The organism is Lentzea guizhouensis (assembly GCF_001701025.1).
GTDB classification, from domain to species: domain Bacteria; phylum Actinomycetota; class Actinomycetes; order Mycobacteriales; family Pseudonocardiaceae; genus Lentzea; species Lentzea guizhouensis.
Map to the genome: position 1 here is coordinate 3,572,154 of NZ_CP016793.1, position 24,240 is coordinate 3,596,393.

General features: G+C 70.2%; 25 protein-coding genes and 2 pseudogenes. 19 read left to right on the forward strand and 8 right to left on the reverse strand.

Annotated elements, in window-relative coordinates; translation table 11 throughout:
• Nucleotides 1-211: 211 nt before the first annotated feature.
• The 3 genes from BBK82_RS17945 to BBK82_RS17955 all read left to right on the forward strand — a co-directional run bounded on the left by BBK82_RS17945 (nt 212) and on the right by BBK82_RS17955 (nt 2,782).
• The gene (locus tag BBK82_RS17945) at nt 212-784 is read left to right on the forward strand and encodes a sigma-70 family RNA polymerase sigma factor (protein WP_030471987.1); all 573 of its coding nucleotides are present in this window, start codon (nt 212-214) and stop codon (nt 782-784) included.
• Nucleotides 785-1,675, forward strand: coding sequence for an anti-sigma-D factor RsdA (locus tag BBK82_RS17950; RefSeq protein ID WP_065916021.1), 891 nt, complete (start codon nt 785-787; stop codon nt 1,673-1,675).
• Between the two features lie 156 nt (nt 1,676-1,831).
• Nucleotides 1,832-2,782: a hypothetical protein gene (locus BBK82_RS17955; protein WP_065916022.1), complete on the forward strand. Its 951-nt coding sequence runs from the start codon at nt 1,832-1,834 to the stop codon at nt 2,780-2,782.
• A gap of 83 nt (nt 2,783-2,865) precedes the next feature.
• Here BBK82_RS17955 and BBK82_RS17960 read toward each other — a convergent pair whose 3' ends face one another.
• Entirely contained in the window at nt 2,866-3,252 is a 387-nt protein-coding gene (locus tag BBK82_RS17960) for a DUF5319 domain-containing protein (RefSeq protein WP_065916023.1), read from the reverse strand.
• Between the two features lie 125 nt (nt 3,253-3,377).
• Here BBK82_RS17960 and guaB point away from each other — a divergent pair, with 125 nt between their 5' ends.
• The 8 genes from guaB to BBK82_RS18000 all read left to right on the forward strand — a co-directional run bounded on the left by guaB (nt 3,378) and on the right by BBK82_RS18000 (nt 12,127).
• On the forward strand, nt 3,378-4,889 hold the full coding sequence (gene guaB / locus BBK82_RS17965; RefSeq protein ID WP_065916024.1) for an IMP dehydrogenase: 1,512 nt from the start codon (nt 3,378-3,380) through the stop codon (nt 4,887-4,889).
• Between the two features lie 34 nt (nt 4,890-4,923).
• Complete coding sequence (locus BBK82_RS17970) at nt 4,924-6,057, forward strand: GuaB3 family IMP dehydrogenase-related protein (protein WP_065916025.1); 1,134 nt, start codon at nt 4,924-4,926, stop codon at nt 6,055-6,057.
• Nucleotides 6,058-6,132: 75 nt separating this feature from the next.
• The gene (locus BBK82_RS17975; protein ID WP_065921159.1) at nt 6,133-6,480 is read left to right on the forward strand and encodes a hypothetical protein; all 348 of its coding nucleotides are present in this window, start codon (nt 6,133-6,135) and stop codon (nt 6,478-6,480) included.
• Between the two features lie 54 nt (nt 6,481-6,534).
• Nucleotides 6,535-6,768, forward strand: coding sequence for a hypothetical protein (locus BBK82_RS17980; protein WP_065916026.1), 234 nt, complete (start codon nt 6,535-6,537; stop codon nt 6,766-6,768).
• Between the two features lie 55 nt (nt 6,769-6,823).
• A complete protein-coding gene (locus BBK82_RS17985) occupies nt 6,824-8,500 on the forward strand; it encodes an FAD-dependent oxidoreductase (RefSeq protein ID WP_065916027.1) in 1,677 nt (558 codons plus the stop codon).
• 27 nt (nt 8,501-8,527) lie between these two features.
• Complete coding sequence (locus BBK82_RS17990) at nt 8,528-9,487, forward strand: MBL fold metallo-hydrolase (protein WP_065916028.1); 960 nt, start codon at nt 8,528-8,530, stop codon at nt 9,485-9,487.
• Nucleotides 9,484-10,737 carry an FAD-dependent monooxygenase gene (locus BBK82_RS17995; RefSeq protein WP_065916029.1) on the forward strand — a complete coding sequence of 418 codons (1,254 nt, stop codon included), beginning with the start codon at nt 9,484-9,486 and terminating at the stop codon, nt 10,735-10,737. The genes BBK82_RS17990 and BBK82_RS17995 overlap by 4 nt, the downstream gene beginning before the upstream one ends.
• A gap of 85 nt (nt 10,738-10,822) precedes the next feature.
• Nucleotides 10,823-12,127 (forward strand): FAD-binding oxidoreductase, encoded by a 1,305-nt coding sequence (locus BBK82_RS18000; RefSeq protein ID WP_237048240.1) that lies wholly within the window; start codon nt 10,823-10,825, stop codon nt 12,125-12,127.
• On the opposite strand, the gene BBK82_RS18005 is transcribed toward BBK82_RS18000, so the two are convergent.
• Nucleotides 12,122-13,567 (reverse strand): aldehyde dehydrogenase family protein, encoded by a 1,446-nt coding sequence (locus BBK82_RS18005; protein ID WP_065916031.1) that lies wholly within the window; start codon nt 13,565-13,567, stop codon nt 12,122-12,124. The two genes, BBK82_RS18000 and BBK82_RS18005, sit on opposite strands and share 6 nt — an antisense overlap.
• 299 nt (nt 13,568-13,866) lie before the next feature.
• Between BBK82_RS18005 and guaA the strand changes: the two genes are divergently transcribed.
• Nucleotides 13,867-15,426, forward strand: a complete 1,560-nt coding sequence (gene guaA / locus BBK82_RS18010; protein WP_065916032.1) for a glutamine-hydrolyzing GMP synthase — start codon at nt 13,867-13,869, stop codon at nt 15,424-15,426.
• A gap of 75 nt (nt 15,427-15,501) precedes the next feature.
• Here the strand turns inward: guaA and BBK82_RS18015 are convergent, their stop codons facing one another.
• Both BBK82_RS18015 and BBK82_RS54160 read right to left on the reverse strand, forming a co-directional pair.
• Entirely contained in the window at nt 15,502-15,693 is a 192-nt protein-coding gene (locus BBK82_RS18015) for a hypothetical protein (protein WP_065916033.1), read from the reverse strand.
• Nucleotides 15,686-16,252 carry a hypothetical protein gene (locus BBK82_RS54160; protein WP_237048532.1) on the reverse strand — a complete coding sequence of 189 codons (567 nt, stop codon included), beginning with the start codon at nt 16,250-16,252 and terminating at the stop codon, nt 15,686-15,688. The genes BBK82_RS18015 and BBK82_RS54160 overlap by 8 nt, the downstream gene beginning before the upstream one ends.
• 281 nt (nt 16,253-16,533) lie before the next feature.
• Here BBK82_RS54160 and BBK82_RS56280 point away from each other — a divergent pair, with 281 nt between their 5' ends.
• On the forward strand, nt 16,534-16,731 hold the full coding sequence (locus tag BBK82_RS56280) for a hypothetical protein (protein WP_335618137.1): 198 nt from the start codon (nt 16,534-16,536) through the stop codon (nt 16,729-16,731).
• Here the strand turns inward: BBK82_RS56280 and BBK82_RS56285 are convergent.
• A pseudogene (locus BBK82_RS56285) lies at nt 16,683-16,835 on the reverse strand (PspC domain-containing protein); the annotation flags it as partial. The gene BBK82_RS56280 and the pseudogene BBK82_RS56285 sit on opposite strands and share 49 nt — an antisense overlap.
• A gap of 153 nt (nt 16,836-16,988) precedes the next feature.
• Between BBK82_RS56285 and BBK82_RS18025 the strand changes: the two are divergent.
• From BBK82_RS18025 to BBK82_RS18035, 3 genes are read left to right on the forward strand one after another with little or no spacing between them, the layout of a single operon-like run.
• A complete protein-coding gene (locus tag BBK82_RS18025; protein ID WP_083268017.1) occupies nt 16,989-18,167 on the forward strand; it encodes an ATP-binding protein in 1,179 nt (392 codons plus the stop codon).
• The gene (locus tag BBK82_RS18030) at nt 18,164-18,814 is read left to right on the forward strand and encodes a response regulator (RefSeq protein WP_030471971.1); all 651 of its coding nucleotides are present in this window, start codon (nt 18,164-18,166) and stop codon (nt 18,812-18,814) included. The genes BBK82_RS18025 and BBK82_RS18030 overlap by 4 nt, the downstream gene beginning before the upstream one ends.
• 15 nt (nt 18,815-18,829) lie before the next feature.
• A complete protein-coding gene (locus BBK82_RS18035) occupies nt 18,830-19,423 on the forward strand; it encodes a hypothetical protein (RefSeq protein WP_065916034.1) in 594 nt (197 codons plus the stop codon).
• On the opposite strand, the gene BBK82_RS18040 is transcribed toward BBK82_RS18035, so the two are convergent.
• Nucleotides 19,407-20,693 carry a serine/threonine-protein kinase gene (locus BBK82_RS18040; protein WP_065916035.1) on the reverse strand — a complete coding sequence of 429 codons (1,287 nt, stop codon included), beginning with the start codon at nt 20,691-20,693 and terminating at the stop codon, nt 19,407-19,409. The genes BBK82_RS18035 and BBK82_RS18040 overlap by 17 nt on opposite strands.
• A gap of 105 nt (nt 20,694-20,798) precedes the next feature.
• Between BBK82_RS18040 and BBK82_RS18045 the strand changes: the two genes are divergently transcribed.
• Both BBK82_RS18045 and BBK82_RS18050 read left to right on the forward strand, forming a co-directional pair.
• Nucleotides 20,799-21,290, forward strand: coding sequence for a hypothetical protein (locus BBK82_RS18045; protein WP_065916036.1), 492 nt, complete (start codon nt 20,799-20,801; stop codon nt 21,288-21,290).
• Entirely contained in the window at nt 21,287-21,637 is a 351-nt protein-coding gene (locus BBK82_RS18050; RefSeq protein ID WP_065916037.1) for a hypothetical protein, read from the forward strand. Before BBK82_RS18045 ends, BBK82_RS18050 begins: the two co-directional genes overlap by 4 nt.
• Nucleotides 21,638-21,756: 119 nt before the next feature.
• Here the strand turns inward: BBK82_RS18050 and BBK82_RS18055 are convergent, their stop codons facing one another.
• Nucleotides 21,757-22,176 carry an SsgA family sporulation/cell division regulator gene (locus BBK82_RS18055; protein WP_065916038.1) on the reverse strand — a complete coding sequence of 140 codons (420 nt, stop codon included), beginning with the start codon at nt 22,174-22,176 and terminating at the stop codon, nt 21,757-21,759.
• A 120-nt stretch (nt 22,177-22,296) separates the two neighbouring features.
• Nucleotides 22,297-23,223, reverse strand: coding sequence for a DMT family transporter (locus BBK82_RS18060; RefSeq protein ID WP_065916039.1), 927 nt, complete (start codon nt 23,221-23,223; stop codon nt 22,297-22,299).
• An 81-nt stretch (nt 23,224-23,304) separates the two neighbouring features.
• Between BBK82_RS18060 and BBK82_RS18065 the strand changes: the two are divergent.
• Nucleotides 23,305-24,205, forward strand: a pseudogene (locus BBK82_RS18065) (LysR family transcriptional regulator).
• Nucleotides 24,206-24,240 lie beyond the last annotated feature (35 nt).

The window sequence follows — 24,240 nt, forward strand, 5'->3', positions numbered from 1 at the left end:
GCAGTAAGCCGCAATCCCCCAGCCCGGTGACTCCGTCGCCGGGCTGCGGCCGTTCGGCGCGTCAGCCGGTCACGCGGGGTGTCCATACCCCACTGATGAACAATCGGCGCTCTGACCGGTACGGTGAGACCTGCTGCTCCGAGTCGCTGCGGGTGACTCGTGTTGTTCCATGTCGGTACGCCAACGAGTAACACCAGGGCTGTTGTCTGCGATGACCAACTTGGGGGACGGACTGGACGCCGAAGTGGGCGCGGCCGTCGACGGCGACCGCCAGGCGATCGAACGCCTGCTGGCCTCCATTCGTCCTCTTGTGGTGCGGTACTGCCGCGCCAGAGTTGGCAGGCAGGAGCGGAGCTTCGCTTCGGCGGACGATGTGGCCCAGGAGGTGTGTCTCGCGGTGCTCACGGCATTGCCCAGCTACCGCGATCAGGGTCGGCCCTTCCTCGCGTTCGTCTACGGGATCGCGGCGCACAAGGTTGCCGATGCACATCGGTCTGCCGCCAGGAACCGCTCCGAACCCGTTCCTGAGGTTCCCGACGCGCCGGAGACCGAAGCCGGTCCTGAGCAGCGGGCCATGCAGGGCGAACTCTCCGACCGGATGGCCGTCCTGCTGCGGGTCCTGCCGGAGAAGCAGCGGGAGATCCTGCTGTTGAGGGTGGTGGTCGGACTCTCCGCCGAGGAAACTGCCGAGGCGGTCGGTTCGACGCCGGGTGCGGTCCGGGTGGCGCAACACCGTGCGCTGGCTCGGCTTCGCAAGTCGCTGGCAGCGGAGGAGGTGGTCTGAGTGGCCGACGAACACGGGAAGGACGACGAGGAAGTGCGCGGACAGGACGATAGAGCCCCGCACGAACCCGTCGCAGATGATCTTTCGGCTGTACAGGCCGATGACCGGCTGCTGGACGCACTGGGGTCCGCGACACCGGGTGCGGCCGGCGCACTGGTCGACGACGAGCTGAACGCGTTGCTGCTCGCGTGGCGGCATGAGGTGGAGACCGAGCCCTTCGGCGAGCTCGTCGACACCGACACCGCCATCGCCACGATCCAGGCTGCCCGCCCGCAGCCGGTGAACAGGCACCGCTTCCTGATCCCACTGGCGAGCGCCGCCGCGGTGCTGGCCATCGCGTTCACCGGCGTGAGCCTCGTGGCCCGCGACGCCCAGCCGGGCGACGCGCTCTGGGGCCTCACCCGAGTGCTCTACTCCGAGCACGCGAAGTCCATCGAGGCAGCGGCCATCATCAACACCGACCTCGAGTCGGCCCGCCTGGCGCTGCGCGAGGGCAAGGTCAGCGAAGCCCGCGAGAAGCTGAACAAGATCGAGGCCAGCCTGGGCTCCGTCAACACCGACGACGGCAAGGCCCAGCTGGAGGAGAAGCACAAGGAGCTCGAGAAGGAGCTCGACACGAACACCTCGGTGACGTCCCCCACGACGCCACCGCCGGTCGCGACCCAGCCGACGCAGCCGAGCACGAACCCCACGACGCCGTCGTCGACGCCGACCACGGAAACCTCCGTGTCGCAGCCGCCGACCACCACGTCGTCGGAGACGCCCCCGCCCCCGGACCCGACCTCGAACGGCGAAGAGCCCCCGCCTCCGCCGCCCGCGCCGGAACCCGGCACCGGGGAGACGATCGGGTCGACCGGGACCAACGAGGGCGACTCCTCGGGCACGAACTGATCGTCCGGCCGACCATGTGAGACACGGTGTGAACGCCCCCTGACTTCGCCGAGGTCAGGGGGCGTTCACAGCTCGCGTGGAATGACTTCCGGGTGACCCGGATGGACCGTTCGGCGGCAGGCCGGCCCTGTCGTACCCGCCTTCTACGCTCCACCGATGTTCTTCGTGTACCGGTCCCACTACGAGGGCCCGCTGAGCAAACTGGTCCGCCGCCTGCCCGACGACTCCGTGCTGGCCTGGTTCCAGCGCAACTGGCGGGACCCGGACCCGGACACGGTGGTGGAGCGCGAGCTGGGCGTGGACGTGTACGGCCTGGCCACCATCTTCGACGCCGCCGCCAAGCACGACCTCCCTGTACCCACGTCCACGGACGAGCTGCGCGCGGCGCTGCACGAGCACCTGTACGTCGAAGGCGGGGACGACTACATCCGGCTCGACGACCACTCATTGCGCGTGCGAACGGACGACGACGAGGTCGAGCTGGCCTACTACTTCTTCGACGACACCGCGGTCGCTGAATCGCCCGATCGCCTCGCCTACCTGCTGCACGAGGACTGGCCCCTCCCGGCCACCGCGGGCACGGCGACCGAGTTCACGCCGTCCGTGCCCGTGGCCCGCGCCGGTGAGCCGGGAACGGACGACACGTCGACGTACGCCGTGATCATGACCTTCTACGACGGTGAGTCACTCGCCATCACGACGCCGTGGGAGTTCCCCGGCGTCGCACTGGGCAACCTGCCCGCGCACCTGCGCGCCGTCGAACCGGACCCGGACTGGGACCCGGAACTGCAGGTGCTCAGGGCACTGACCGAGCCGGGCGACACCACCGTCGGCCCCGCGCTGGACCGCTGCAACCGGTGGCCGGGGTTCAACCTCGACGGGGACCCGTGGCCGGGCCCTCCTCGCGACGCCCCGCTGACCGACGGCCGCGACCCCGGACTGTCCAAGCTGCACGTCGCCGACCACGTCGCCCAGCTGGCGATGCACATCGACGACACGTTCGGCCACCAGCAGTGGTACCTGTTCGACAGCACCTGGGCGGCGGCGCATCCGGACCTCGCCCGGTCCCTGCTGCGCTACGCCGGGCACTGGGACCCGCTGGGGTGAACCGCTCGGACGAGCGCGACCAACGTCACCCCGCGACCTCGGTCACCTCGTCCGGGTGAAAACCCGCCCATTCCGGACAGACCTCAGCGCGCCGACTCCGTCGCCGTCACCCCGTCCGCGTACCCGCGGCAGTACTCCCAGCTCACATAGGCCCCGGGATCCGGGTCGAACGCCGGCTCGTGCGGCCGCATCCGGCCGTCCGCGAGGAGCTGTTCGAGTGAGGCTCGCAACAGTGCCCAGTCGTGGTAGTGCGGTTCCTCGCACTCGCCGCAGTCCACGACGATGCCCCTGACACCTCTGTGTTCGAGGAGGGCCTGGTAGACGGCCAGGTCGCTGAGGTCGCTGACCAGTTCGGCGCGTTCCTCGTCGTCCATCGGGGGGTGGTCGTGGTGGTCGGGCTCACCGAGAGCCCGCGCGGGGTCTTCCGGGTCGCCCGCGAAGGGGTCTGGTGGCAACGCGTCGTGCGGCACGACCCCGCACGGTACCCGCCGTACCCCGGGATACGTCCAGATACCATGGGCAGCACCGCCTCCGCCTGCGGAAACCGGACGCAGGGACGGGAGGTGACCGCACGACGGAAGGCATGCCACCCGCCATGACCAGCGAGCTCAACGCTGACGGAGTCCCGAGCAAGTTCGCGATGCTGGGATTGACCTTCGACGACGTGCTCCTGCTGCCTGCCGAGTCGGACGTCGTCCCGAGCGGCGTCGACACGAGCACCAGGATCTCGCGCAACATCACCCTCAAGATCCCGCTGGCCAGTGCGGCGATGGACACGGTCACCGAGGGGCGGATGGCGATCTCGATGGCGCGGCAGGGCGGCATCGGCGTGCTGCACCGCAACCTGAGCATCGAGGACCAGGCCCGGCAGGCGGAGACCGTCAAGCGGTCCGAGGCCGGCATGGTCACCGACCCGGTCACGTGCTCGCCGGACGCCACGCTGGCCGAGGTCGACGCGCTGTGCGCCCGCTACCGCATCTCCGGCGTGCCGGTGACCGACGAGAACAACAAGCTGGTGGGCATCATCACGAACCGCGACATGCGGTTCGAGCTCGACCACAGCAAGAAGGTCAGCGAGGTCATGACCAACGGCCCGCTGGTCACCGCGCAGGTCGGCGTGTCGGCCGACGCGGCGCTGGGGCTGCTGCGCAGGCACAAGGTCGAGAAGCTGCCGATCGTCGACGGTGACGGCAAGCTCAAGGGCCTGATCACGGTCAAGGACTTCGTGAAGACCGAGCAGTACCCGAACGCCACCAAGGACCCGGACGGCCGCCTGCTGTGCGCCGCCGCCGTGGGTGTGGGCGAGGACTCGTTCGTCCGCGCGATGACGCTCGCGGACGCCGGTGTGGACGTGCTGATGGTCGACACGGCACACGGGCACTCGCGTGGCGTGCTGGAGATGGTCGCCCGCATCAAGAAGGAGCTCGGCGACTCCACGGACGTCGTCGGCGGCAACATCGCGACGCGGGCCGGCGCCCAGGCGTTGATCGACGCGGGTGCGGACGGCGTGAAGGTCGGTGTCGGCCCCGGCTCGATCTGCACCACGCGCGTGGTCGCCGGTGTCGGCGTGCCGCAGATCTCCGCGATCTACGAGGCGTCGCTGGCCTGCCGTCCCGCCGGTGTGCCGGTGATCGGTGACGGCGGCATCCAGTACTCCGGCGACATCGCGAAGGCCATCGCGGCCGGCGCGTCCGCCGTGATGCTCGGCTCGCTGCTCGCGGGCACCCAGGAGGCGCCCGGCGACCTGATCCTGGTCAACGGCAAGCAGTTCAAGACCTACCGCGGCATGGGCTCGCTGGCGGCGATGCAGTCGCGCGGCGAGAACAAGTCGTTCTCGAAGGACCGCTACTTCCAGGACGACGTGCTCAACGAGGACAAGCTCGTCCCCGAGGGCATCGAGGGCCGCACGCCGTTCCGCGGCCCGCTGTCGCAGGTCGTGCACCAGCTCAACGGCGGTCTGCGCGCGGCGATGGGCTACACGGGCTCCCGCACGATCGCCGAGCTGCAGGACCAGCAGCTCGTGCGGATCACGGCGGCGGGGCTCAAGGAGTCGCACCCGCACGACATCACCATGACCGTCGAAGCCCCGAACTACACAACTCGCTAGTAAGACCGCCAAGAGCTTGGGAGAGGAACCACAGGTGCGCGATCTGGTCGAGATCGGCATGGGCCGGACCGCGAGGCGGGCCTACGAGCTGGACGACATCGAGATCATCCCGTCACGCCGGACGAGGTCGTCGAAGGACGTCTCCACGACGTGGCAGATCGATGCCTACCGCTTCGACATCCCGCTGATCACCCACCCGACGGACGCCATCGTGTCGCCGGGCACGGCGGTCGCGATCGGCGAGCTGGGCGGGCTCGGCGTGCTGAACGCCGAGGGCCTCTGGGCCCGGCACGGTGACGTGGAGGAGGCGCTGTTCCGCCTCGTGCAGGCCACCGAGGACAACGAGGACCCGGCCGCCGCGGTCAAGGTGCTGCAGGAGCTGCACGCGGCCCCGCTGCGGATGGACCTCGTCGCCGAGGCGATCAAGCAGATCCGCGAGTCGGGTGTCACGGTCGCGGCGCGGGTCAGCCCGCAGCGCGCCGCCGAGCTCACGCCGGACCTGCTGGCCGCGGGCGTGGAGATCCTGGTCGTGCAGGGCACGATCATCTCGGCCGAGCACGTGTCGCGCGGTGGCGAGCCGCTGAACCTGAAGTCGTTCATCGCGGACCTCGACGTCCCGGTGATCGCGGGCGGTGTCGGTGACTACCGCACGGCCATGCACCTCATGCGCACCGGCGCGGCGGGCGTGATCGTCGGCTACGGCTACTCGCCCGGCGTCACGACCACGGACTCGGTGCTCGGCATCGGCGTGCCGATGGCCACGGCCATCGCGGACGCGGCGGCCGCCCGGCGCGACTACCTCGACGAGACCGGCGGCCGGTACGTGCACGTCATCGCCGACGGTGGCATGCAGACCTCCGGCGAGGTGGCCAAGGCCATCGCCTGCGGTGCCGACGCCGTCATGCTCGGCGAGCCCCTCGCGGCCGCGACCGAGGCACCCGGCCAGGGCCTGTACTGGACCGCGTCGTCGGCACACCCGTCAGTGCCGCGCAGCCTCGTCGCCGAGGCCGTCGACCAGGAGCTCGACCTGCGCACGCTGCTCTTCGGGCCGTCGTCCGACCCGCGTGGCGTGACGAACCTGTTCGGCGCGCTGAAGAGGGCCATGGCGAAGACCGGCTACTCGGACCTCAAGGAGTTCCAGAAGGTCGGGTTGACCATCCGCGGCTGACGATTCGCGGCTGAACGGATTGCTGCGGAAGGGCGCGTTCCGGTTGGGACGCGCCCTTCTGGTTTGCTGATCTGCGTGCCGCTCGTCGAGATCACGTACGCCCCCCACATCTCCCACGCCCTGCTGAAGGACCTGGCCGCGACCCTGCCGCACGCCGTCTCACTGGCGGTCGAGTGCCCGGAGGAGCCCTATGACGGCAACCTCCAGCCCGGCGACGTGGAGCTGCGGTTCCGGCCACGCGGACCGTTCGACTCGAACGGCGTGGACATCGTTGTCGAGGTCAGGTCCAAGTACTTCGAGAGTCGCGCGGCCAACCGGCAGGAGCGCGTCGACGGTCTGTGCGAGGCGGTCACCAACGCCACCGGGCTGCTCGACGTGGGCGTTTACCTCAGCCTGCCGATCGCGGCCTGGGCACAGAGCTGATCTTGCAACCGAACCGGTGTCCCGTGCGTCCATCTCTGCGTGGATTTGGATGCCTTGTTCGGTAGCGACCGCAGTGCGGGCACGGCCGGTGGACCGGAGCTCGACGACCACACGTCGGACGAACCCCCCGCGGAGGAGCTCGAGGACGAACCCGCGGAGGAACCCGCCGAGGACGACGACACCGGCATCGGCTGGAAGGCGTTGGTCCTGTTCATCTGCGGTGGGCTCGTGATCACCGCGCTGGTCGTCGCGTTCATGGTCTGGGTCATCGAGGGCCTGGTCCTCTGACTCTGAACCGATGAGGGACTAGGCGTTACCGGAAGTAACGCCTACTCTCCGGTACATGGGTGAACTCGCCGGTAACTTCGATGTGGTCATCGTCGGCTCCGGGTTCGGCGGGAGCGTGGCCGCGCTCCGGCTGACCGAGAAGGGCTATCGCGTCGCCGTGCTCGAGGCAGGCCGCCGCTTCGCCGACGACGAGTTCGCCAGGACGAGCTGGGACCTCAAGAAGTACCTGTGGGCGCCGCAGCTCAAGTGCTTCGGCATCCAGCGCATCCACCTGCTGCGCAACGTGATGGTGCTGGCCGGCTCGGGTGTCGGCGGCGGCAGCCTGGTGTACGCGAACACGCTGTACCGTCCGCTCAAGCCGTTCTACGAGGACCGCCAGTGGGCGCACATCACCGACTGGCAGGCCGAGCTCGACCCGTTCTACGACCAGGCGAGCCGGATGCTGGGCGTGGTCACGAACCCGAGCACCACCCCGAGCGACCTCGTCATGCAGAAGGTCGCGAAGGACATGGGCGTCGAGGACAGCTACCACCCCACGCCCGTCGGCGTCTTCTTCGGCGAACCCGGCCAGCCGGCCGAGGACCCCTACTTCGGCGGTGCCGGACCAGCCAGGACCGGCTGCACCGAGTGCGGCAGCTGCATGTCCGGCTGCCGGGTCGGCGCCAAGAACACGCTGGTCAAGAACTACCTCTACCTCGCGGAGAAGCTGGGTGCGAAGGTCTTCCCGCTGACCACGGTCACCGAGCTGACCGAGTCCGGCGGCCGGTGGACGATCGGGGCGAAGCAGACCGGCGGTCGCGCCAAGGCCACGTTCACCGCCGACCAGGTCGTGCTCGCGGCGGGCACCTGGGGCACGCAGCAGCTGCTGCACAAGGCGAAGGCCACCACGTTGCCGAAGATCTCGGCCAAGCTCGGCGAGCTCACCCGCACCAACTCGGAGTCGATCATCGGGGCCGCGCGCTACACCGTCGACCCCGAGCACGACTTCACCAGGGGCGTCGCGATCACGAGCTCGATCCACCCGGACGAGATCACGCACATCGAGCCGGTGCGCTACGGCAAGGGCAGCAACGCCATGGGGTTGCTGCAGACCCTCGCGACCGACGGCGCCGCGAGCACCCCGCGCTGGCTGCAGTTCCTCAAGGAGGCGGTCAAGCACCCGCTGAAGCTGCTGCGGCTGCTGAGCGTGCACAAGTGGAGCGAGCGCACCGTCATCCTGCTGGTGATGCAGAGCCTCGACAACTCCATCACCACGTTCCTCAAGCGCGGCAAGCTCACCAGCAAGCAGGGCCACGGCGAGCCGAACCCGGCGTTCATCCCGGCGGGCCACGAGGCGAACCTGCTGGCGGCCAAGCACATCGACGGCATCCCGGGCGGTACCTGGGGCGAGCTGTTCAACATCCCGCTGACCGCGCACTTCATCGGCGGTTGCGCGATCTCGTCGACCGCGGCCGACGGCGTGATCGACCCGTACCACCGCGTGCACGGCTACCCCGGACTGTCCGTTGTGGACGGTGCGGCGATCAGCGCGAACCTCGGGGTGAACCCGTCGCTCACCATCACCGCGCAGGCCGAGCGGGCGTTCTCGCTGTGGCCGAACAAGGGTGAGCAGGACCAGCGGCCGGCCCAGGGCGAGGCCTACCGCAGGATCAACCCGACGAAGCCGGCGAACCCGGCGGTTCCCGAGCACGCTCCGGCCGCCCTGCGGTTGCCGATCGTGAAGGTGTCCTGAGCTGGATCATCTGGCTACCGTGGAGGTATGGCCACCAAGCCGTTTGCCTCCAGCGCCGACCTCGCCCCCAAGGACGAGGTCTTCGTCGAGCTCGCCGAGGGCGTCTACACCCTGACCGCCGAAGGCGACCCCAACGTCGGGGCGGTCGAAGCCGAGGACTTCCTGATCTGCTTCGAAGCGCGCGCCACACCCGCGGCCGCGCGCCGCTGGCTCACGACCCTGCGCAAGCACACCAAGAAGCCGGTCCGCTACCTCGTGCTGAGCCACTACCACGCCGTCCGCACGCTGGGCGCCAGCGCGTTCGACGCGCAGGAGGTCGTAGCGCACGAGATGACACGGGTGCTGATCGCCGAACGCGGTCAGCAGGACTGGGAGAGCGAGTACGGCCGCATGCCGCGGCTGTTCGAGCAGCCGGCGGAGATCCCAGGGCTGACCTGGCCGACGCTCACGTTCTCCGACCGGATGACGATCCCGCTCGGCGGCGAACGCGGTGACCTGGTGCTGCAGCACCTCGGCCGCGGCCACACCGCCGGTGACATCGTGGCGTGGCTGCCGCAGCAGCGGATCCTCTTCGCGGGCGACCTGGTCGAGTCGCAGGCCGCGCTCTACACCGGCGACGCGTTCCACGACGAGTGGGCGACGTCCACTTTGGACAACGTGGCGGACCTCGGCGCCGAGGTGCTGGTCGGTGGGCGCGGCAAGGTGGCGCGCGACCGGATCGAGGTCGAGGCCGCGATCGCCCAGAGCAGGCACTTCCTGAACGAGCTGCGCCGCACGGTCGGCGGTGTGCACGCGGCGGGCGGCACGCTCAAGGAGGCCTTCGAGCAGGCGCACCAGGCGCTGGTGCACCGGTACGGGCGCTGGCCGATCTTCGAGCACTGCCTGCCGTTCGACGTGAAGCGCTACTGGGACGAGTGCGACGGCAAGGACTGGCCGGAGATCTGGACGGCCGGACGCGACCGCGCGGTCTGGGACGCCCTGCAATGACCGTCCTGGTCGTCGGTGCCGGACCGGTCGGGCTGACGGCGGCGCTGCTGCTGGCCCGCTCCGGCGTGCCCAGCGCGGTGCTGGAGAAGGCGGCCGGGCGCACCCTGGCCGGCAGCCGGTCGATCTGCGTGCAGCGCGACGTGCTGGAGATCCTCGAACGGGTCGGCGTCGGGCAGGCCGTGGCCGACGCCGGCGTCACCTGGTACACCGGCCGCACCTACCACCGCGACCGCGAGGTGGCGACGCTGACGTTCCCGGAGGCCGAGGGGTTTCCGCCGTTCGTGAACACCCCGCAGACCGTCGTCGAGCGGCTGCTGGAGGAACGGGTCCGCGCCGAGCCGTTGATCGAGCTGCGCCACGGCCACGAGGTCATCGGTTTGCGGCAGGACGACAACGGTGTGTCCACATCGGACGGAATCGGCGGAACCCACTGCATCGCAGCGGATGGCGCGCATTCGACCGTGCGGCGCCTGCTGGGGATCCCGTTCGAGGGCTTCTCGTTCGACGACCGGTTCATCATCGCCGACGTGCGCGTCGACCTGGACTTCCCGGCGCCCGAACGCCGGTTCTACTTCGACCCGCCGTGGAATCGGGGCCGGCAGGTGTTGCTGCACCCGCAACCGGACGGCGTGTGGCGGATCGACTGGCAGGTCGCCGAGGACGTCACGCTCACCGATGAGCACGTCCGCGCGATCGTCGGCGACAAGCCGTTCGAGGTCGTCTGGCAGTCCACGTACCGCTTCCACCAGCGCCGGGCGGCGAGGTTCCGGGTCGGCAGGGTTCTGCTGGCGGGCGATGCGGCGCACGTCATGAGCCCGTTCGGCGCGCGCGGCTTGAACTCGGGGATCTGCGACGCGGACAACGCGGCGTGGAAGATCGCGGCCGACCGCAACGGTGAGGCGGGTCCCGGGTTGCTGGAGTCCTACAACGTCGAACGCGGTGCCGCCGCCGACGAGAACCTCCGCATCACCGGCGCGACCATGCGGTTTCTGGTGCCGGGCAACGACGACGAGCGCGCGCACCGGCAACGTGCGCTGGAATCGGGCGAGGGCATCGACTCGGGCAAGCTGTTCACCCCGTTCGCCTACACCGGCTCGCCGCTGACCACGGACGGCGGCGAGCTGATCGTGGGTTCACGCGTCGCCGGACCGGGGTTCCTGGTGCGCGGCGGCCGTCTGGTCAGGCCTGACGGTCACGTGGCCGGAACAGCTGGCGACGATCGGGTGACGCGCCGGGCGCTCGGCTGGTGAACTGGACCACATGGGGATGACGAGAAGGACTTTCTTACGGGGGACCGGGCTTGCCGTCGCGGGAACGGGGGTAGGTACCCCCGCGATGGCGGAGACCAACTGGGAGAGGCTGCGGCGCAGGCTGGGCGACCGCCTCGTCCTGCCGCAGGACAGCGGCTACGACACGCTGCGGTTGCCGTTCAACACGGTCTACGCGCACCGCAGGCCGGCCGCGATCGCCCGCTGCGTGCGGGCGGAGGACGTGCAGGCGTGCCTCGACTTCGCCTCGCACGAACGGATCCCGGTCGCCGCCCGCAGCGGCAAGCACAGCTACGCGGCCTACTCGGTGCCGGAGAACGGCCTGGTCGTGGACGTGAGCGCCTTGACCAACGTGCGTTTCCACGGCACGGACGTCCAGGTCGGCGCGGGTGTGCGGCTCGGCGACTTCTACGAGACGATCGGCGCGCAGGGCCGGGCGGTACCGGGCGGGACGTGCAAGTCGGTCGGCATCAGCGGGCTCACGCTCGGTGGCGGCATCGGCGTGATCGGCCGCAAGTACGGCCTGACCTGCGACAACCTGCTCAGCGCGCGGATCGTCACGCCGGACGGCTGCCTGCGCACGGTGTCCGAGCGGCAGGAGCCTGACCTGTTCTGGGCGCTGCGCGGCGGTGGTGGTGGCAACTTCGGCATCGTCACGTCGTTCACGTTCCGCAGCGTGCCCGCGCCGGACGTCACCCGCTTCCTGCTGCTGTACCCGGCCGGGGCGACCGCCGACGTGGTCGACGCGTGGCAGGAGTGGTTCTCCGACGCTCCCGACGAGCTGTGGGCGATCTGCGAGACGTTGTCCGGCACGCCGACGAGCACCGCGGTCGGCGGCACGTACCTCGGACCGGCGAAGGACCTGCACCCGTTGCTGGACCGGATGCCCGCCGGTACCCAGCGGGTGGTCGAGGAGATGACCTACCTGGAGGCCATGCGTTTTTACGCGGGTGGCGACGAGACCGGTGCGGCGTTCGTGGCGTCGTCGCGGATGGCGTACGAGCACGTGCCGGGTTCCCGGGTGGACGAGCTGCTGCAGGGCGGCAGCGGGTACCGGATCCAGTTCGACTCGTTCGGCGGGGCGTTGGGCCGGGTCGCGCCGGACGCCACGGCGTTCCCGCACCGGCGCGCTCTGGCGAGCGCGCAGTGCTACGTGAACGTCGTCGACGGGCGCACCGAGGCGGAGGGCAGGCGGATCCTGGCGTCGTTGCGCGACGGGCTCGGCACCGGCACCACCGGGTACGTCAACTACATCGACCCGGAGATGCCGGACTGGGCCGTTGCCTACTACGGCGGCAACCTCCCGCGGTTGCGGAAGGTGCGCCGCCGTTACGACCCGGACCGCGTCTTGGCGTTCGCCCAGGGGCTATAGGGCGACGTTGGTCAGGACGGTCACCCGTTCCTCGGTGAAGTCCTCCATCGCCGACCGGACGCCCTCGCGCCCGGTGCCCGAGCCCTTCACACCGCCGTAGGGCATCTGGTCGGCGCGGTAGGACGGCACGTCACCGATGATCACGCCACCGACCTCCAGCTCGGCCGCCGCCTCGAACGCGACCTGCACGTCCCGCGTGAAAACGCCGGCCTGCAGCCCGTACCTGGTGTCGTTGGCCTGCGCGAACGCGTCCTCCACACCGTCCGCCACGCTGACGACGAGCACCGGCCCGAATACCTCCTCGCGCCACACCTTCGCGTCCGCCGGCACGTCGGTGAGCACGGTCGGCTCGACCGTCGTCCCGGTCCGCTTGCCGCCGGTGAGCACCTTGGCGCCCGCGTCGGTGGCCATCAGCACCCACTCCTCGACCCGGCGCGCGTTGTCCTCGTCGATCAACGGCCCGACCTCGACCTCGGGGTCGTGCGGGTCGCCGGTCTTGAGCGCGCTGACCTTCTCGACCAGCTTGGGCACGAACTGCTCGACGTGCGAACGGTCCACGATCACCCGCTGCACCGCGATGCACGACTGCCCGGCCTGGTAGTTGCCGAACGTCGCGATCCGCTGCGCCGCGAAGTCCAAGTCCGTCCAATCAGGACAGACGATGGCGGCCGCGTTGCTGCCGAGCTCCATCACGACGTGCTTGCGCGGCGCGGCTTCCATCAGCGACCAGCCGACCTTCGTGGACCCGGTGAAGGAGATGACCGGCAGCCGTTCGTCGGTGACGAGCTTCTCCATGTCCTTGCCCCGCACGGGAAGGATGGAGAACGCGCCCTCCGGCAGCTCGGTCTCGGCGAGGATCTCACCCAGCAGCAACGCACTCAACGGCGTCGCCGACGCGGGCTTCACGACCACGGGCGCCCCCACCGCGAGCGCCGGCGCGACCTTGTGCGCCACCAGGTTCAGCGGGAAGTTGAACGGGGCCACCGCCAGCACCGGCCCCCGCGGCACGTGCCGCACGACCGCCATCCGGTTCTCACCGTTCGCATCGGTGTCGAGCCGCTGCAGCCCACCGCTGAACCGCCGCGCCTCCTCGGCCGCGAAGCGGAACGTGTTCACCGCCCGCTGCACCTCGATCTCGGCCCACCGCAGCGGCTTGCCGTTCTCCGCGGTGATCGTCTCGGCGATCTCCTCCGCCCGCCCGGCCAGCACCTCGGACACCTGCGCCAACGCCTTCGCCCGCACGTGCGCAGGCGTTCTGCGGAACTCGCGGGCCACGTCGTGAGCAGCGGCGACGGCGCGTTCCACCTGGTCGGCGCTCGGCACGGCGACCGAGGCCACCTCGGTGCCGTCGAACGGGTGGAACACCGCCAACGCCTGCTCGCCCTGCTCGGGACGGCCGGCGATCCAGCACGGCCTCGGTTGTGGCGTGAACGCGTCCATGGGCTCACGTTAAGCCCTGACCGCCAATTGGTACGCGCTGAGACACCGTCTGCCTTCGGGACGGCGCCACCCAGAAGCAGACGGCGTCTCAACGCAGGCCCACCCGTGCCGCCCCACTGTCCGCAGCCACGCCTCGCCGCACCCGCCCGGCGCCACCCCCCACCTCCTCCCCGCACCCCCGCGTGGCCAACCTCACCGCTGCCCGCAACCCGTTCCCACACCAGGCCCTCCGCCCCGGTTCGCCTCCCCACCCGGCGACCGGTAGGCGCCCGACCTGCGGCGCATGACATCCTTAGCCCGTGTCCGACACCAGCAACCGCCCTGTTCTCGTCGTCGACTTCGGCGCCCAGTACGCGCAGCTGATCGCCCGCCGCGTGCGTGAGGCCCAGGTCTACTCCGAGGTGGTCCCGCACACCGCGACGGTGAGCGAGATCCTCGACAAGAACCCGCTGGCCATCGTTCTGTCCGGTGGCCCGTCGAGCGTCTACGCCGACGGCGCGCCGCAGGTCGACCCGAAGCTGTTCGAGACCGGCGTCCCGGTCTTCGGCATCTGCTACGGCTTCCAGGCGATGGCCCGCGCGCTCGGCGGCGAGGTCGCACAGACCGGCACCCGCGAGTACGGCCGCACCGACCTCGGCGTCACCGCGGAGGCGGGCGCGCTGCACACCGAGCTGCCCGCGAGCCACCCGGTGTGGATGAGCCACGGCGACGCCGTCACCAAGGCTCCCGAGGGCTTCACGGTCACCGCGACCAGCGAGGGCGCGCCGGTCGCCGCGTTCGAGGACACCGAGCGCCGCTTCGCCGGCGTGCAGTACCACCCGGAGGTGCACCACTCGCCGCACGGCCAGGAGGTGCTGCGCCGGTTCCTGCACGACATCGCGGGCCTGCGTCCGCAGTGGACGACCTCGTCCATCGTGGACGAGCAGGTCGCCCGCATCCGCGAGCAGATCGGTGACGGCAAGGCCATCTGCGGCCTGTCCGGCGGCGTCGACTCCGCCGTGGCCGCCGCCCTGGTCCAGCGCGCGATCGGCGACCGGCTCACCTGCGTCTTCGTCGACCACGGCCTGCTGCGCGCCGGCGAGCGCGCCCAGGTCGAACGCGACTACGTGGCCGCCACGGGCATCCGCCTGGTGACCGTCGACGCGCGCGAGCGGTTCCTCGACGCGCTGGCCGGCGTCACGGACCCGGAGGAAAAGCGCAAGATCATCGGCCGCGAGTTCATCCGCGTGTTCGAGCAGGCCGAGCGCGACCTCAAGGCCGAGGGCGACTACAAGTTCCTCGTCCAGGGCACGCTCTACCCGGACGTCGTCGAGTCCGGCGGCGGCACCGGCACCGCGAACATCAAGTCGCACCACAACGTCGGCGGCCTGCCGGACGACCTGCAGTTCGAGCTCGTCGAACCGCTGCGCGCACTCTTCAAGGACGAGGTCCGCCGCGTCGGCACCGAGCTCGGCCTGCCGGAGACCATCGTGCAGCGCCAGCCGTTCCCCGGCCCCGGCCTCGGCATCCGCATCATCGGCGAGGTCACCCACGACCGCCTCGAGACCCTCCGCCAGGCCGACGCGATCACCCGCGAGGAACTCACCCTCGCCGGCCTCGACCGCACCATCTGGCAGTGCCCGGTCGTGCTGCTCGCGGACGTCCGCAGCGTCGGCGTCCAGGGCGACGGCCGCACCTACGGCCACCCGGTCGTGCTGCGCCCCGTCTCGTCCGAGGACGCGATGACCGCCGACTGGACCCGCCTGCCGTACGAGGTGCTGGAGCGCATCTCGACCCGCATCACCAACGAGGTGGCCGAGGTCAACCGCGTCGTCCTCGACGTGACGTCGAAGCCCCCGGGCACCATCGAGTGGGAGTGACCCCTCCTGCTGAACGCCACGCGGGGCGCTTCCGTACGAGTCGATCGTACGAAAGCGCCCCGCGTGGCATCTGGGTCAGCGCTGCCGTCGCCTCAGCGAGTTGGTCAGCAGGACCACACCCACCAGGATCGCCGTCCCTCCCAGCGCCCACCGCAGGTCGAACCAGAACAGCCCGTCACTCAGCACGTAGGCCGCCGTCAGCAGCCCGCCGATCCCGAAGACCAGGCCCACCACGTCGATCCGCCTGCGCACGCCCTGCTCAGTCACGGAGCACCTTCACCTCTCCGACGTTCGTCAGAACGTCCAGGTCGATCTTCAAGCCACCTTCGCCGTCGGCGCCGAGGTCCTCACCGTCGACCTGCACGTCGCCGCCCTCCGCCTGGCGGCCCAGGCAGTTGAGCTCGCCGATGGACGTGGCGTTGCAGGTGAACGTGATGTCGGCGTTCGGCGGGACGTGCACGATCAGCTCGCCCAGGTCGGACTCGACGGCCGTCTTCACCTCGCCGGAGCTGGGCATCTGCCGCAGGTCCAGCATCACGCTGCCGACCCCGATCTCGTACCTGTCCTGCACCTCCTCCACGGTTTTCGGCGTGTAGGAGACGCTGCTGACCGTCGCGGGGCCGTCGAAGTCCACGGCGGTCACGGCGAAGCCGGTCAGCGACAGCGGGAGCAGCAGCCAGATCAGGCCGCGGCCACCTCCGGCGAACGAACCGACCAGCAGGCCCGCCGCCAGCACGGCGATGGCCAGGCCGATGACGTGCGGTGCGGTGAACCACGGCACGAACGGCGCCGCGATGGCCGAACCGGCTACCACCAGCATCGTCACGCCCAGCGTGGCCAGGCCGATGCGCGGCTTGCGCGGGCGGGGGCGGAGGTGCCGGGGCGGGTGCCGGTTCCGGCAGGTCCCAGGCGAACGGGGCGGCACCCAGCGGGTCCCAGGCCGGTGCGCCCGGCACCGGTGGCACCGGCGGTGGCTCGGGCAGCGTCGTCGCCGGCTGCAGGTGCCCGCGGTTCTTCTGCAGCAGGTAGACGCCGCCCACCGCCGCCGCGAGTGTCACGACGACCTGGAATCCGCCGCTGCCGAACGTGAAGGCGAGCGCGGGGAACATGAGGAACCCGAGCAGCACCGTCTTGCCCGGCGTCGTCGCGCTCTGTCCCTTGTGGACCAGCGACTCGAGCGGCGACACCTCGTCGCCCTCGTCCGGCAGCACCAGCCAGCCCGCGAGGTACAGCGGCAGACCGACGCCACCGGACAACGCGAGCGCGACGAAAGCGATCCGCACGATCACCGGGTCGATCTGGTAGCGCATGGCGATCCCGGTGGCGACGCCGCCGAGCTTGCGCCCTGCACGGGGCCGCACCGGCCGGTGGGCCCAGAACTCCCTGAGCGTGTCCGCCACGCCCTGCATTGCCTTCTCAGTCCCGCTCACGATGACAAGGTTGCGCCGTCACGCCGGGAACCACATCAGGGACCAGCCCTGATTCGCGGAACCGGGGTCATCCCTGATGAACGACGAGCCGGGACGTGTGACGATCAGGTGGTGAGTGCACGCATTGAGCCGATGCGCCGTCGACGCACCGGCCGGGTGATCGCGGGCGTCGCGAGCGGACTGGCCAACCACGTCGGCGCACCCGTCTTCTGGACGCGTGCGGTCTTCGCCGTGTTCGCCGCGCTCAGCGGCGTCGGGATCATCGCCTACGCGCTGCTCTGGATGTTCGTCCCGCAGTCCGCGGAGACGGAGCCGGAGACCGAGGAGGACCGCAAGGAGTGGCAGCAGGCCGTCGGCCTCGCCGCGGTCGGCATCGGGGTCGCGGTCTTCACCGGGTTGATCGGTGGTGGCGCGAGCGGCTGGAGCGGCTGGATCACCGGTCCCATCGCCGTGGCGCTCGTGGGTGCCGCTGTCGTGTGGCGGGAGGCGGACGAGGCCCAGCGGCGCCGGTGGCGTGACGGGGCGATGGCGCAGGGGAAGACGGGGATCGTGCGGACGGTGGCGGGTGGTGCTCTGGTCGTGGCGGGGGTCGCCGCGTTCCTGATCGCCAACGACTCCATCCAGAACCTGCCGACCGTCGTGCTCTCGGTGCTCGCGACGCTGGTCGGCGTCGCCGTGCTGACCGTGCCGCTGTGGGTGCGGCTGGTGCGCGACCTCGACTCCGAACGCCGGGCGCGCATCCGCACCGAGGAACGTGCCGAGATCGCCGCCCACCTGCACGACTCCGTGCTGCAAACGCTTGCGCTGATCCAGAAGCAGGCCGAGTCGTCGCGCGAGGTCAAGCGGCTGGCCCGCAGCCAGGAACGCGAGCTGCGCAGCTGGCTCTACGGCCGTGAGATCGGCGAACAGCCGCAGACGGTGAGCGTGGCCATCGCGCAGGCGTGCGCGGAGGTGGAGGACGACTTCGCGATCGCCGTGTCCCAGGTGGTGGTCGGCGACTGCGAGCTGGAGGACGGGCTGATCCCGCTGGTCCAGGCGGCCAGGGAGGCGATCGTCAACGCGGCCAAGCACGCGGGGGTGGCCGAGGTCAGCGTCTACGCGGAGGTGGAGCCGGAGAAGGTCACGGTGTTCGTGCGCGACCGGGGCAAGGGGTTCGACCCCGACACCGTGCCGGAGGACCGGCATGGCCTCGCGGGCAGCATCCGGGGGAGGATGACCCGGCACGGTGGTGAGGTGCGGTTGCGCACCGCGCCGAGCGAGGGGACCGAGGTGCAGCTCGAGATGCCGAGGAAGACGGAGGCCAGGACATGAGCGTCAGGGTGTTCCTGGTGGACGACCACGCGTTGTTCCGCGCAGGGGTGCGGGCGGAGCTCGACACGATCACCGACGAGGTCGAGGTGGTCGGTGAGGCCGGCGGCGTCGGCGAGGCGGTGGCGGGCATCGCCCATCACAAGCCGGACGTCGTGCTGCTCGACGTGCACATGCCCGACGGGGGCGGTGCCGAGGTGCTGCGGCAGATCCGGACCAAGATCCCCGAGGTCACGTTCCTCGCGCTGTCGGTCTCCGACGCGGCCGAGGACGTCATCAACGTCATCCGCGCCGGTGCGCGCGGGTACGTGACCAAGACGATCTCCAGCCAGGAGCTGGTCAAGGCGGTCGTGCGGGTCAGCGAGGGCGACGCGGTGTTCTCGCCGCGGCTCGCCGGGTTCGTGCTGGACGCGTTCGCCGACCGGCCGGGTGCCGCGCCGATCAGCGACCCCGAGCTCGACCTGCTGACCCCGAGGGAACGCGACGTCCTGCGGCTGCTGGCCCGCGGTTACGCTTACAAGGAGATCGCGTCCGAGCTGTTCATCAGCGTGAAGACGGTGGAGACGCACGTGTCGAGCGTCCTGCGGAAGACCCAGCTCTCCAACCGGTACGAGCTCTCCCGCTGGGCCACCGACCGCAGGCTGGTCTGAAAGGTTCCTGGGGGCTTGGTCAAGAAGGTCGCCCGCGCTGCCACCGAGGTGCTGGCGCCGTGGGTCTGGGTCGTCCTGCTGCCGTTCGCCGTGGCGGCGACGTCCGAGAACGTGTGGGAGACGCTGCTGTGGGGCCTCGTCGTGGCCGTCACGGCCTCGGTCATCCCCATGGCCGTCATCGTGCGCGGCGCGCGCAAGGGCAAGTGGGACGGCCACCACGTCACGAACCGCGAGGGCAGGCTGGTCCCGCTGCTCACGGCGGGTGCGTCGCTCACGGCCGGCACGGTGGTCATGGTGCTGGGCGGCGCGCCGGTCAGCATGCTGGCGCTGGCCGGGAGCATGTTCGCGTCGCTCGTCGTGAGCATGGCGATCACGTTCGGGCTGAAGTGGAAGATCTCGCTGCACGCCGGGGTGGCGTGGGCCGCGGTGGTGACGCTGGCGATCGTCTTCGGCCCGTTGTTGCTGCTGGTCGCACTGCCCGCCGCGCTGGTGTCGTGGTCACGCGTGGAGCTCGGCGACCACACCGCCGGTCAGGTGCTGGGCGGCACGGCGATGGGCCTGGTCGTCGGCGGTGGCACGTTCTGGGCGCTGCTCACCGCGTTTGCATGATGCTGACGATCTTCATCTCGTTGCTGACGGCGGCCACCACGGCCTCGTAGGTGCCGGTCTGCTGCTCGCCCTTGGTGGTCTGGAGCATCAGGTCGACCGTGACCACCCAGTTCGGGCCTTCCGAGCGGACCGGCACGCTGGACGGCGAGCACTTGACCGACTGGTAGGTCGCCCAGCGGGCCACGTACTTCTCCTGCGGCTCGCTCGCCTTGCCGTGCAGGTTGCGCCACGCCACGTCGGCCGCGCTGGGCAGCATGGCGTAGTGGTTCTCGACGAAGTAGGCCGCCTCCGCCGCGGAGAAGTAGCGGGCGCCGGGGTCGCTGGGGAAGCTGCCCTGGTTGACCGGGACGTCGGTGCCGGTGCCGTTCCAGTACGCGGCCGCGGCCCCACCCCCGACCGCCAGCAGCCCGATGAGCGACAACACGACGAGGATCCGCCGGTTCGGCAGCTTGCGCTTGGGCAGCTGGGGCGGCAGGACCAGCGGCTGGGACGGCTGCGGTGAGGCGGCCAGCAGGTCGGCGGCCTCCTGCGCGGTCGGCCGTTCCTCCTGGTCGACGGCCAGCAGCCGGGTGAGCAACGGGGTCAGCTCACCGGCGTTCTTGGCGTCCCTGAGCTGCCCGCTGGCGGCCCGGTAGAGCAGGCCGAAGCTGTTGTCGCTCGGCCCGTAGACGGACTCGCCCTCGATCGCCGTGTAGATCATGGCGCCGAGCGAGAAGACGTCCGACGCCTCACCCGGCTGCTCACCGCGCGCCACCTCGGGCGCCAGGTAGGCGGGCGTGCCGGAGATCATGCCGGTGTCGGTCAGCGTGCCGTCGCCACTGGACTTGGAGATGCCGAAGTCGGTGATCTTGACGGTGCCGTCGTGCCCGATCAGGACGTTGCCGGGCTTGATGTCCCGGTGCACGAGCCCCGCGCTGTGCGCCGCGGCCAGCGCCGAGGCGACGAACCCGCCGACCCGCGCCGCCTGGGCCGGCTTGAGCGTCCCCTTCTCGGCGATGAGCGCGGAGAGGCTCTGCGACGGCAGGTACTCCATGACGATCCAGGGCTCTTCTTCGTCGTTCCCCACGACGTCGAACACCGCGATCGCGTGCGGGTGGTGCAGTCTCGCCGCGTTGCGTGCTTCCCGCATCGCCCGCTGGTGGTCTCCGGTGACGAGCTGCTTGACGGCGACCTCACGTGCCAGGACCTCGTCCCGCGCCCGCCAGACCACCCCCATCGCTCCGCTGCCGACGCGCTCCAGCAGCGTGTAGCGGCCCCCGATGGTTGTCACACCGCCAGAGTAGTCATGGCCGGGTGCGGGCTTGCGGGGGTTCGGTCGAAGCGGCCGACAGGGTGCCTGGTGGCGTCAAGTCGAGTTTTAAAGTACCTTGCAACTATGGCCATCACAGCCTCTGGGATCAACTTCAGCGAGTTGTCCAACAAGCCGGCGGACTCTGTGCGCAAGCTGCAGGAGTCGCCGAACCAGACGCTGCTCGTCCACCGTCGCGGTGACGAGGAGGACCTGGTGCTGACGACGGCTGGGCGAGCGGAGGAGGTGCGGGAGGTCATCTCGACCACGACCACGCTCTTCGTCGCGTTGATGCAGCACAGCTCCGAGGTTCGCCGGCTGGTCACCGAGGTGGTGCCTCGGGCGTTCCCGTGGGTGAGGTTCCTGCCGCGCGAGGACGTGCAGGCGTTCGTCGTGGAACTGGTCGACACGCTGGAAGCTGCGAACTCGCTCGGCACTCCGGCGCCGGTCGTGTCCCTCATCGGCCAATGGCGGCGCACTGCCGAGGTGCACGCCGATCCCCGGTTGGTGGAAATCTTGAGCCGAGACCACGACGAGGACTTCGGCGAGGTTCCCGAGCCGGGGGCAACCACCGCGTGAGTCCGAAGAAGAACGATCTGGTCGCTCCGCCCGCAGTCGGCGGGGAGTGGCACATCCGCTTCGGCACCAGTGAGGCGGCGAAGGGCTGGCAGGAACTGGAGAACCGCGCGGCGAACAACTTGCGCCGCGCCTGGGACCTCATGCGCGTCGATCCGTGCCCCGTCCGGCAGACCAGTCGGCACGAGCAGCTCAAAGGCAGCCTGTCGACCGGTGTCCGTGGTGAACAGGTCATGCCGCGCTGGCAGCTCGAAGTCACGGGTGGGGACCGCGTCTGGTACCTCATCGATGTGGAGAAGCACACCGTGTGGATCGACTACGCCGGTGCACATCCCAAGGCGACCGAGTAGTCCGGTCGTTCGTCGTCGCTGCCCTCGACGGCGAACGTCGTGCTGGTGACTCCGGGTGACGAGCTGGTCGGCGTGCTCCGCCGGCACCTCGTCCCGCGCCCGTTCAGCCACCAGGCGGACTAGTCCAGCGTCGAGACCAGCTTCTGCAGCTCGCGGTCGAAGTCGATCCACAGGTCCTCCTCGCCGGGCTGCACCACGTCGTAGGAGCTGTCCAGGAACGACGCCACGTCCTCGGCGACGGCGCTCAGGATGGCGAACCCGGTCGGCGCGTTCAGCTCGACCAGCACGCGTTCCGGGTCGTCAGAGGCCGGGCGGACCAGGATGTCGCCCTCGCCGCACGGCGTCAGCAGGCCGTCGGCCAGCAGGTCGCGGGCGAACATCCACTCCACCCGGCCGGAGCCCGTGTGGAACACGACGGCGACCGCGTAGGGGTCTTCGGGGTCGTAGACCAGCTCCGCCTCCACCGGTGCGGGAGCCGCGCCGGGGGCCAGCAGCTGGAAAGTGGTGCGGGCGACGACCTTCAGGTCTTCGTTGTTCATGTCGATGTCCTTTGCAGGCTGGTGTCATCTCCTTCAACAATGAGGAGACGGCTGAGCAGCCCGATACGGACGCGATTCGTCTCGGAACCATCCTATTGGGGGAGACGCACGTCTCACCCTTCAGCGTTTGACCAGGTCGCGTGTCTCGTTTGGTGAGACGTTCTGACCTGCCGCGACGGGCCGACGGCGGGTCAGCGCGACGCCCAGGAGCACCACCAGCATGCCAGCGACGACCCTTGCGTTCAGTTGCTCTCCGAGGAAGATCGCTCCAAGGAGCACGGAGACCACCGGCAGCAGGTAACCGACAGTAGTCGCGGTGGTGGCGCCCTCGTCCGCGATGACGCGGTAGTTGAGGATGAACGCGACACCGGTGCCGGCGACGCCGAGGATGACGACGGCGACCACGCCGATCCAGTGCAGGTGCAGCGGCTGCAGGCCGCCGAACGGCAGCGCCAGCACGAGCATCCCCATCGCGGTGGTCAGCTGCATCGCGGCCAGCTGCGTCGAGGTCGCACCCGTGTTGACCAGGTACCGGCCCGCGTAGGAGTAGCCGATCGCGTAGCTCGCGGCGCCCAGCAGGCACAGGACCGCGCCCCAGCTCGCGATGCTGTTGGCCGCCTGCCACGGCGCGAAGATCAGCAGCACGCCCGCGAAGCCCATCCCCAGGCCGAGCATGCGGACCAGGTTGCTGACCTTCTCCGTGCCCAGCACGAGCCCGATGGCCAAGGCGAACAGCGGCGTCGTCGAGTTGAGCACCCCGGACACGCCGGAGTCGACCGTCTGGCCGCCGATCGCGAACAACGTGAACGGGATCGCGCTGCCGAACAGCGCGACGAACGTCATGTGGGCCCAGACCCGCCGGTTGCGCGGCAGCGTCATCCGCGCCAGCCCCAGCACGACGACGAGCACGAGCGCTCCGAAGAACGTCCGCACGAGCGCGATCTGCAGGGGTCCGAGACTCCCCAGTGCGAGCTTCATCCACAGGAAGCTGGATCCCCACAGCAGGGCGAGCACGCCCATCCTGATCAACGTTCCGCGTTGGTTCACGGGTCAACCATGCGCCCGGCAACCCGTAAAGACAATTTAATTGTTGTGCATAACCTTTAAGCACTGCTGTACGGTCGAGGCATGCTCGACGTGCGCCGCATGCAGGTCCTCAGAGCCGTCGTGACCACGGGTTCCATCACCGCGGCCGCGACCAACCTCGGCTACACCCCGTCCGCGATCTCCCAGCAGGTCGCGAGCCTCGAGAAGCAGGCGGGCCTGCCCCTGCTGGAACGCGTCGGCCGCGGCGTCCGTCCCACGGCCGCCGGCCGCCTGCTCACCGAGCACGCCGCCCGCCTGACCGAGCAGCTGGCCGAGGCCGAGAGCGCTGACGGCCCTGCGCAACGGCTGCGCGGGCACCCTGCGCGTCCGCTACTTCGCCACCGCCGGCGCCGCCCTCGTGCCGCCCGCCGTGGCCCAGTTCCGCGCCGAACGCGCCGGTGTCGAGCTCGACCTGAAGCTCGCCGAGCCCGTCGACTCCTTCGAGGAGCTCACCGCGGGCCGCGCGGACGTCGTCATCACGATCCTGGAACCCGGCCAGCCGACGCCGGACGGCGTGGTCACGCGCCACCTGCTCGCCGACCCGTTCTACGCCGTCCTGCCACGCGGCCACGCCCTGGCCCGCAAACGCGTCCTGGACCTCGGCGAACTGGCCGACGAGTCGTGGGTCTCCGCTGACTGCGGCACCACCGCGCCGTGCAAGGACCTGGTGCCGAACGCGTGCGCGGGTGCGGGCTTCGCGCCCAAGTTCGTGGTGGAGAGCGACGACTACGCGACCGCACAGGGGTTCGTGGCCGCCGGGCTCGGCGTCACGCTCATCCCGCGGCTCGGGCTGGAGTACGCGCATCCGGGCGTGGTGCTGCGCAAGGTCCGCAATCCCGAGCCGGTGCGGCACATCCACGTCGTCTACCGCGAGGACGCCGCGTGGAACCCCGCGGTGCTCTCGCTGGCGGAGGCGCTGGAGAAGGCCGCACGGGCCTCCTGACCTGCGCTCCAGGTGCCCGCCCCTCGAGGTCGCTG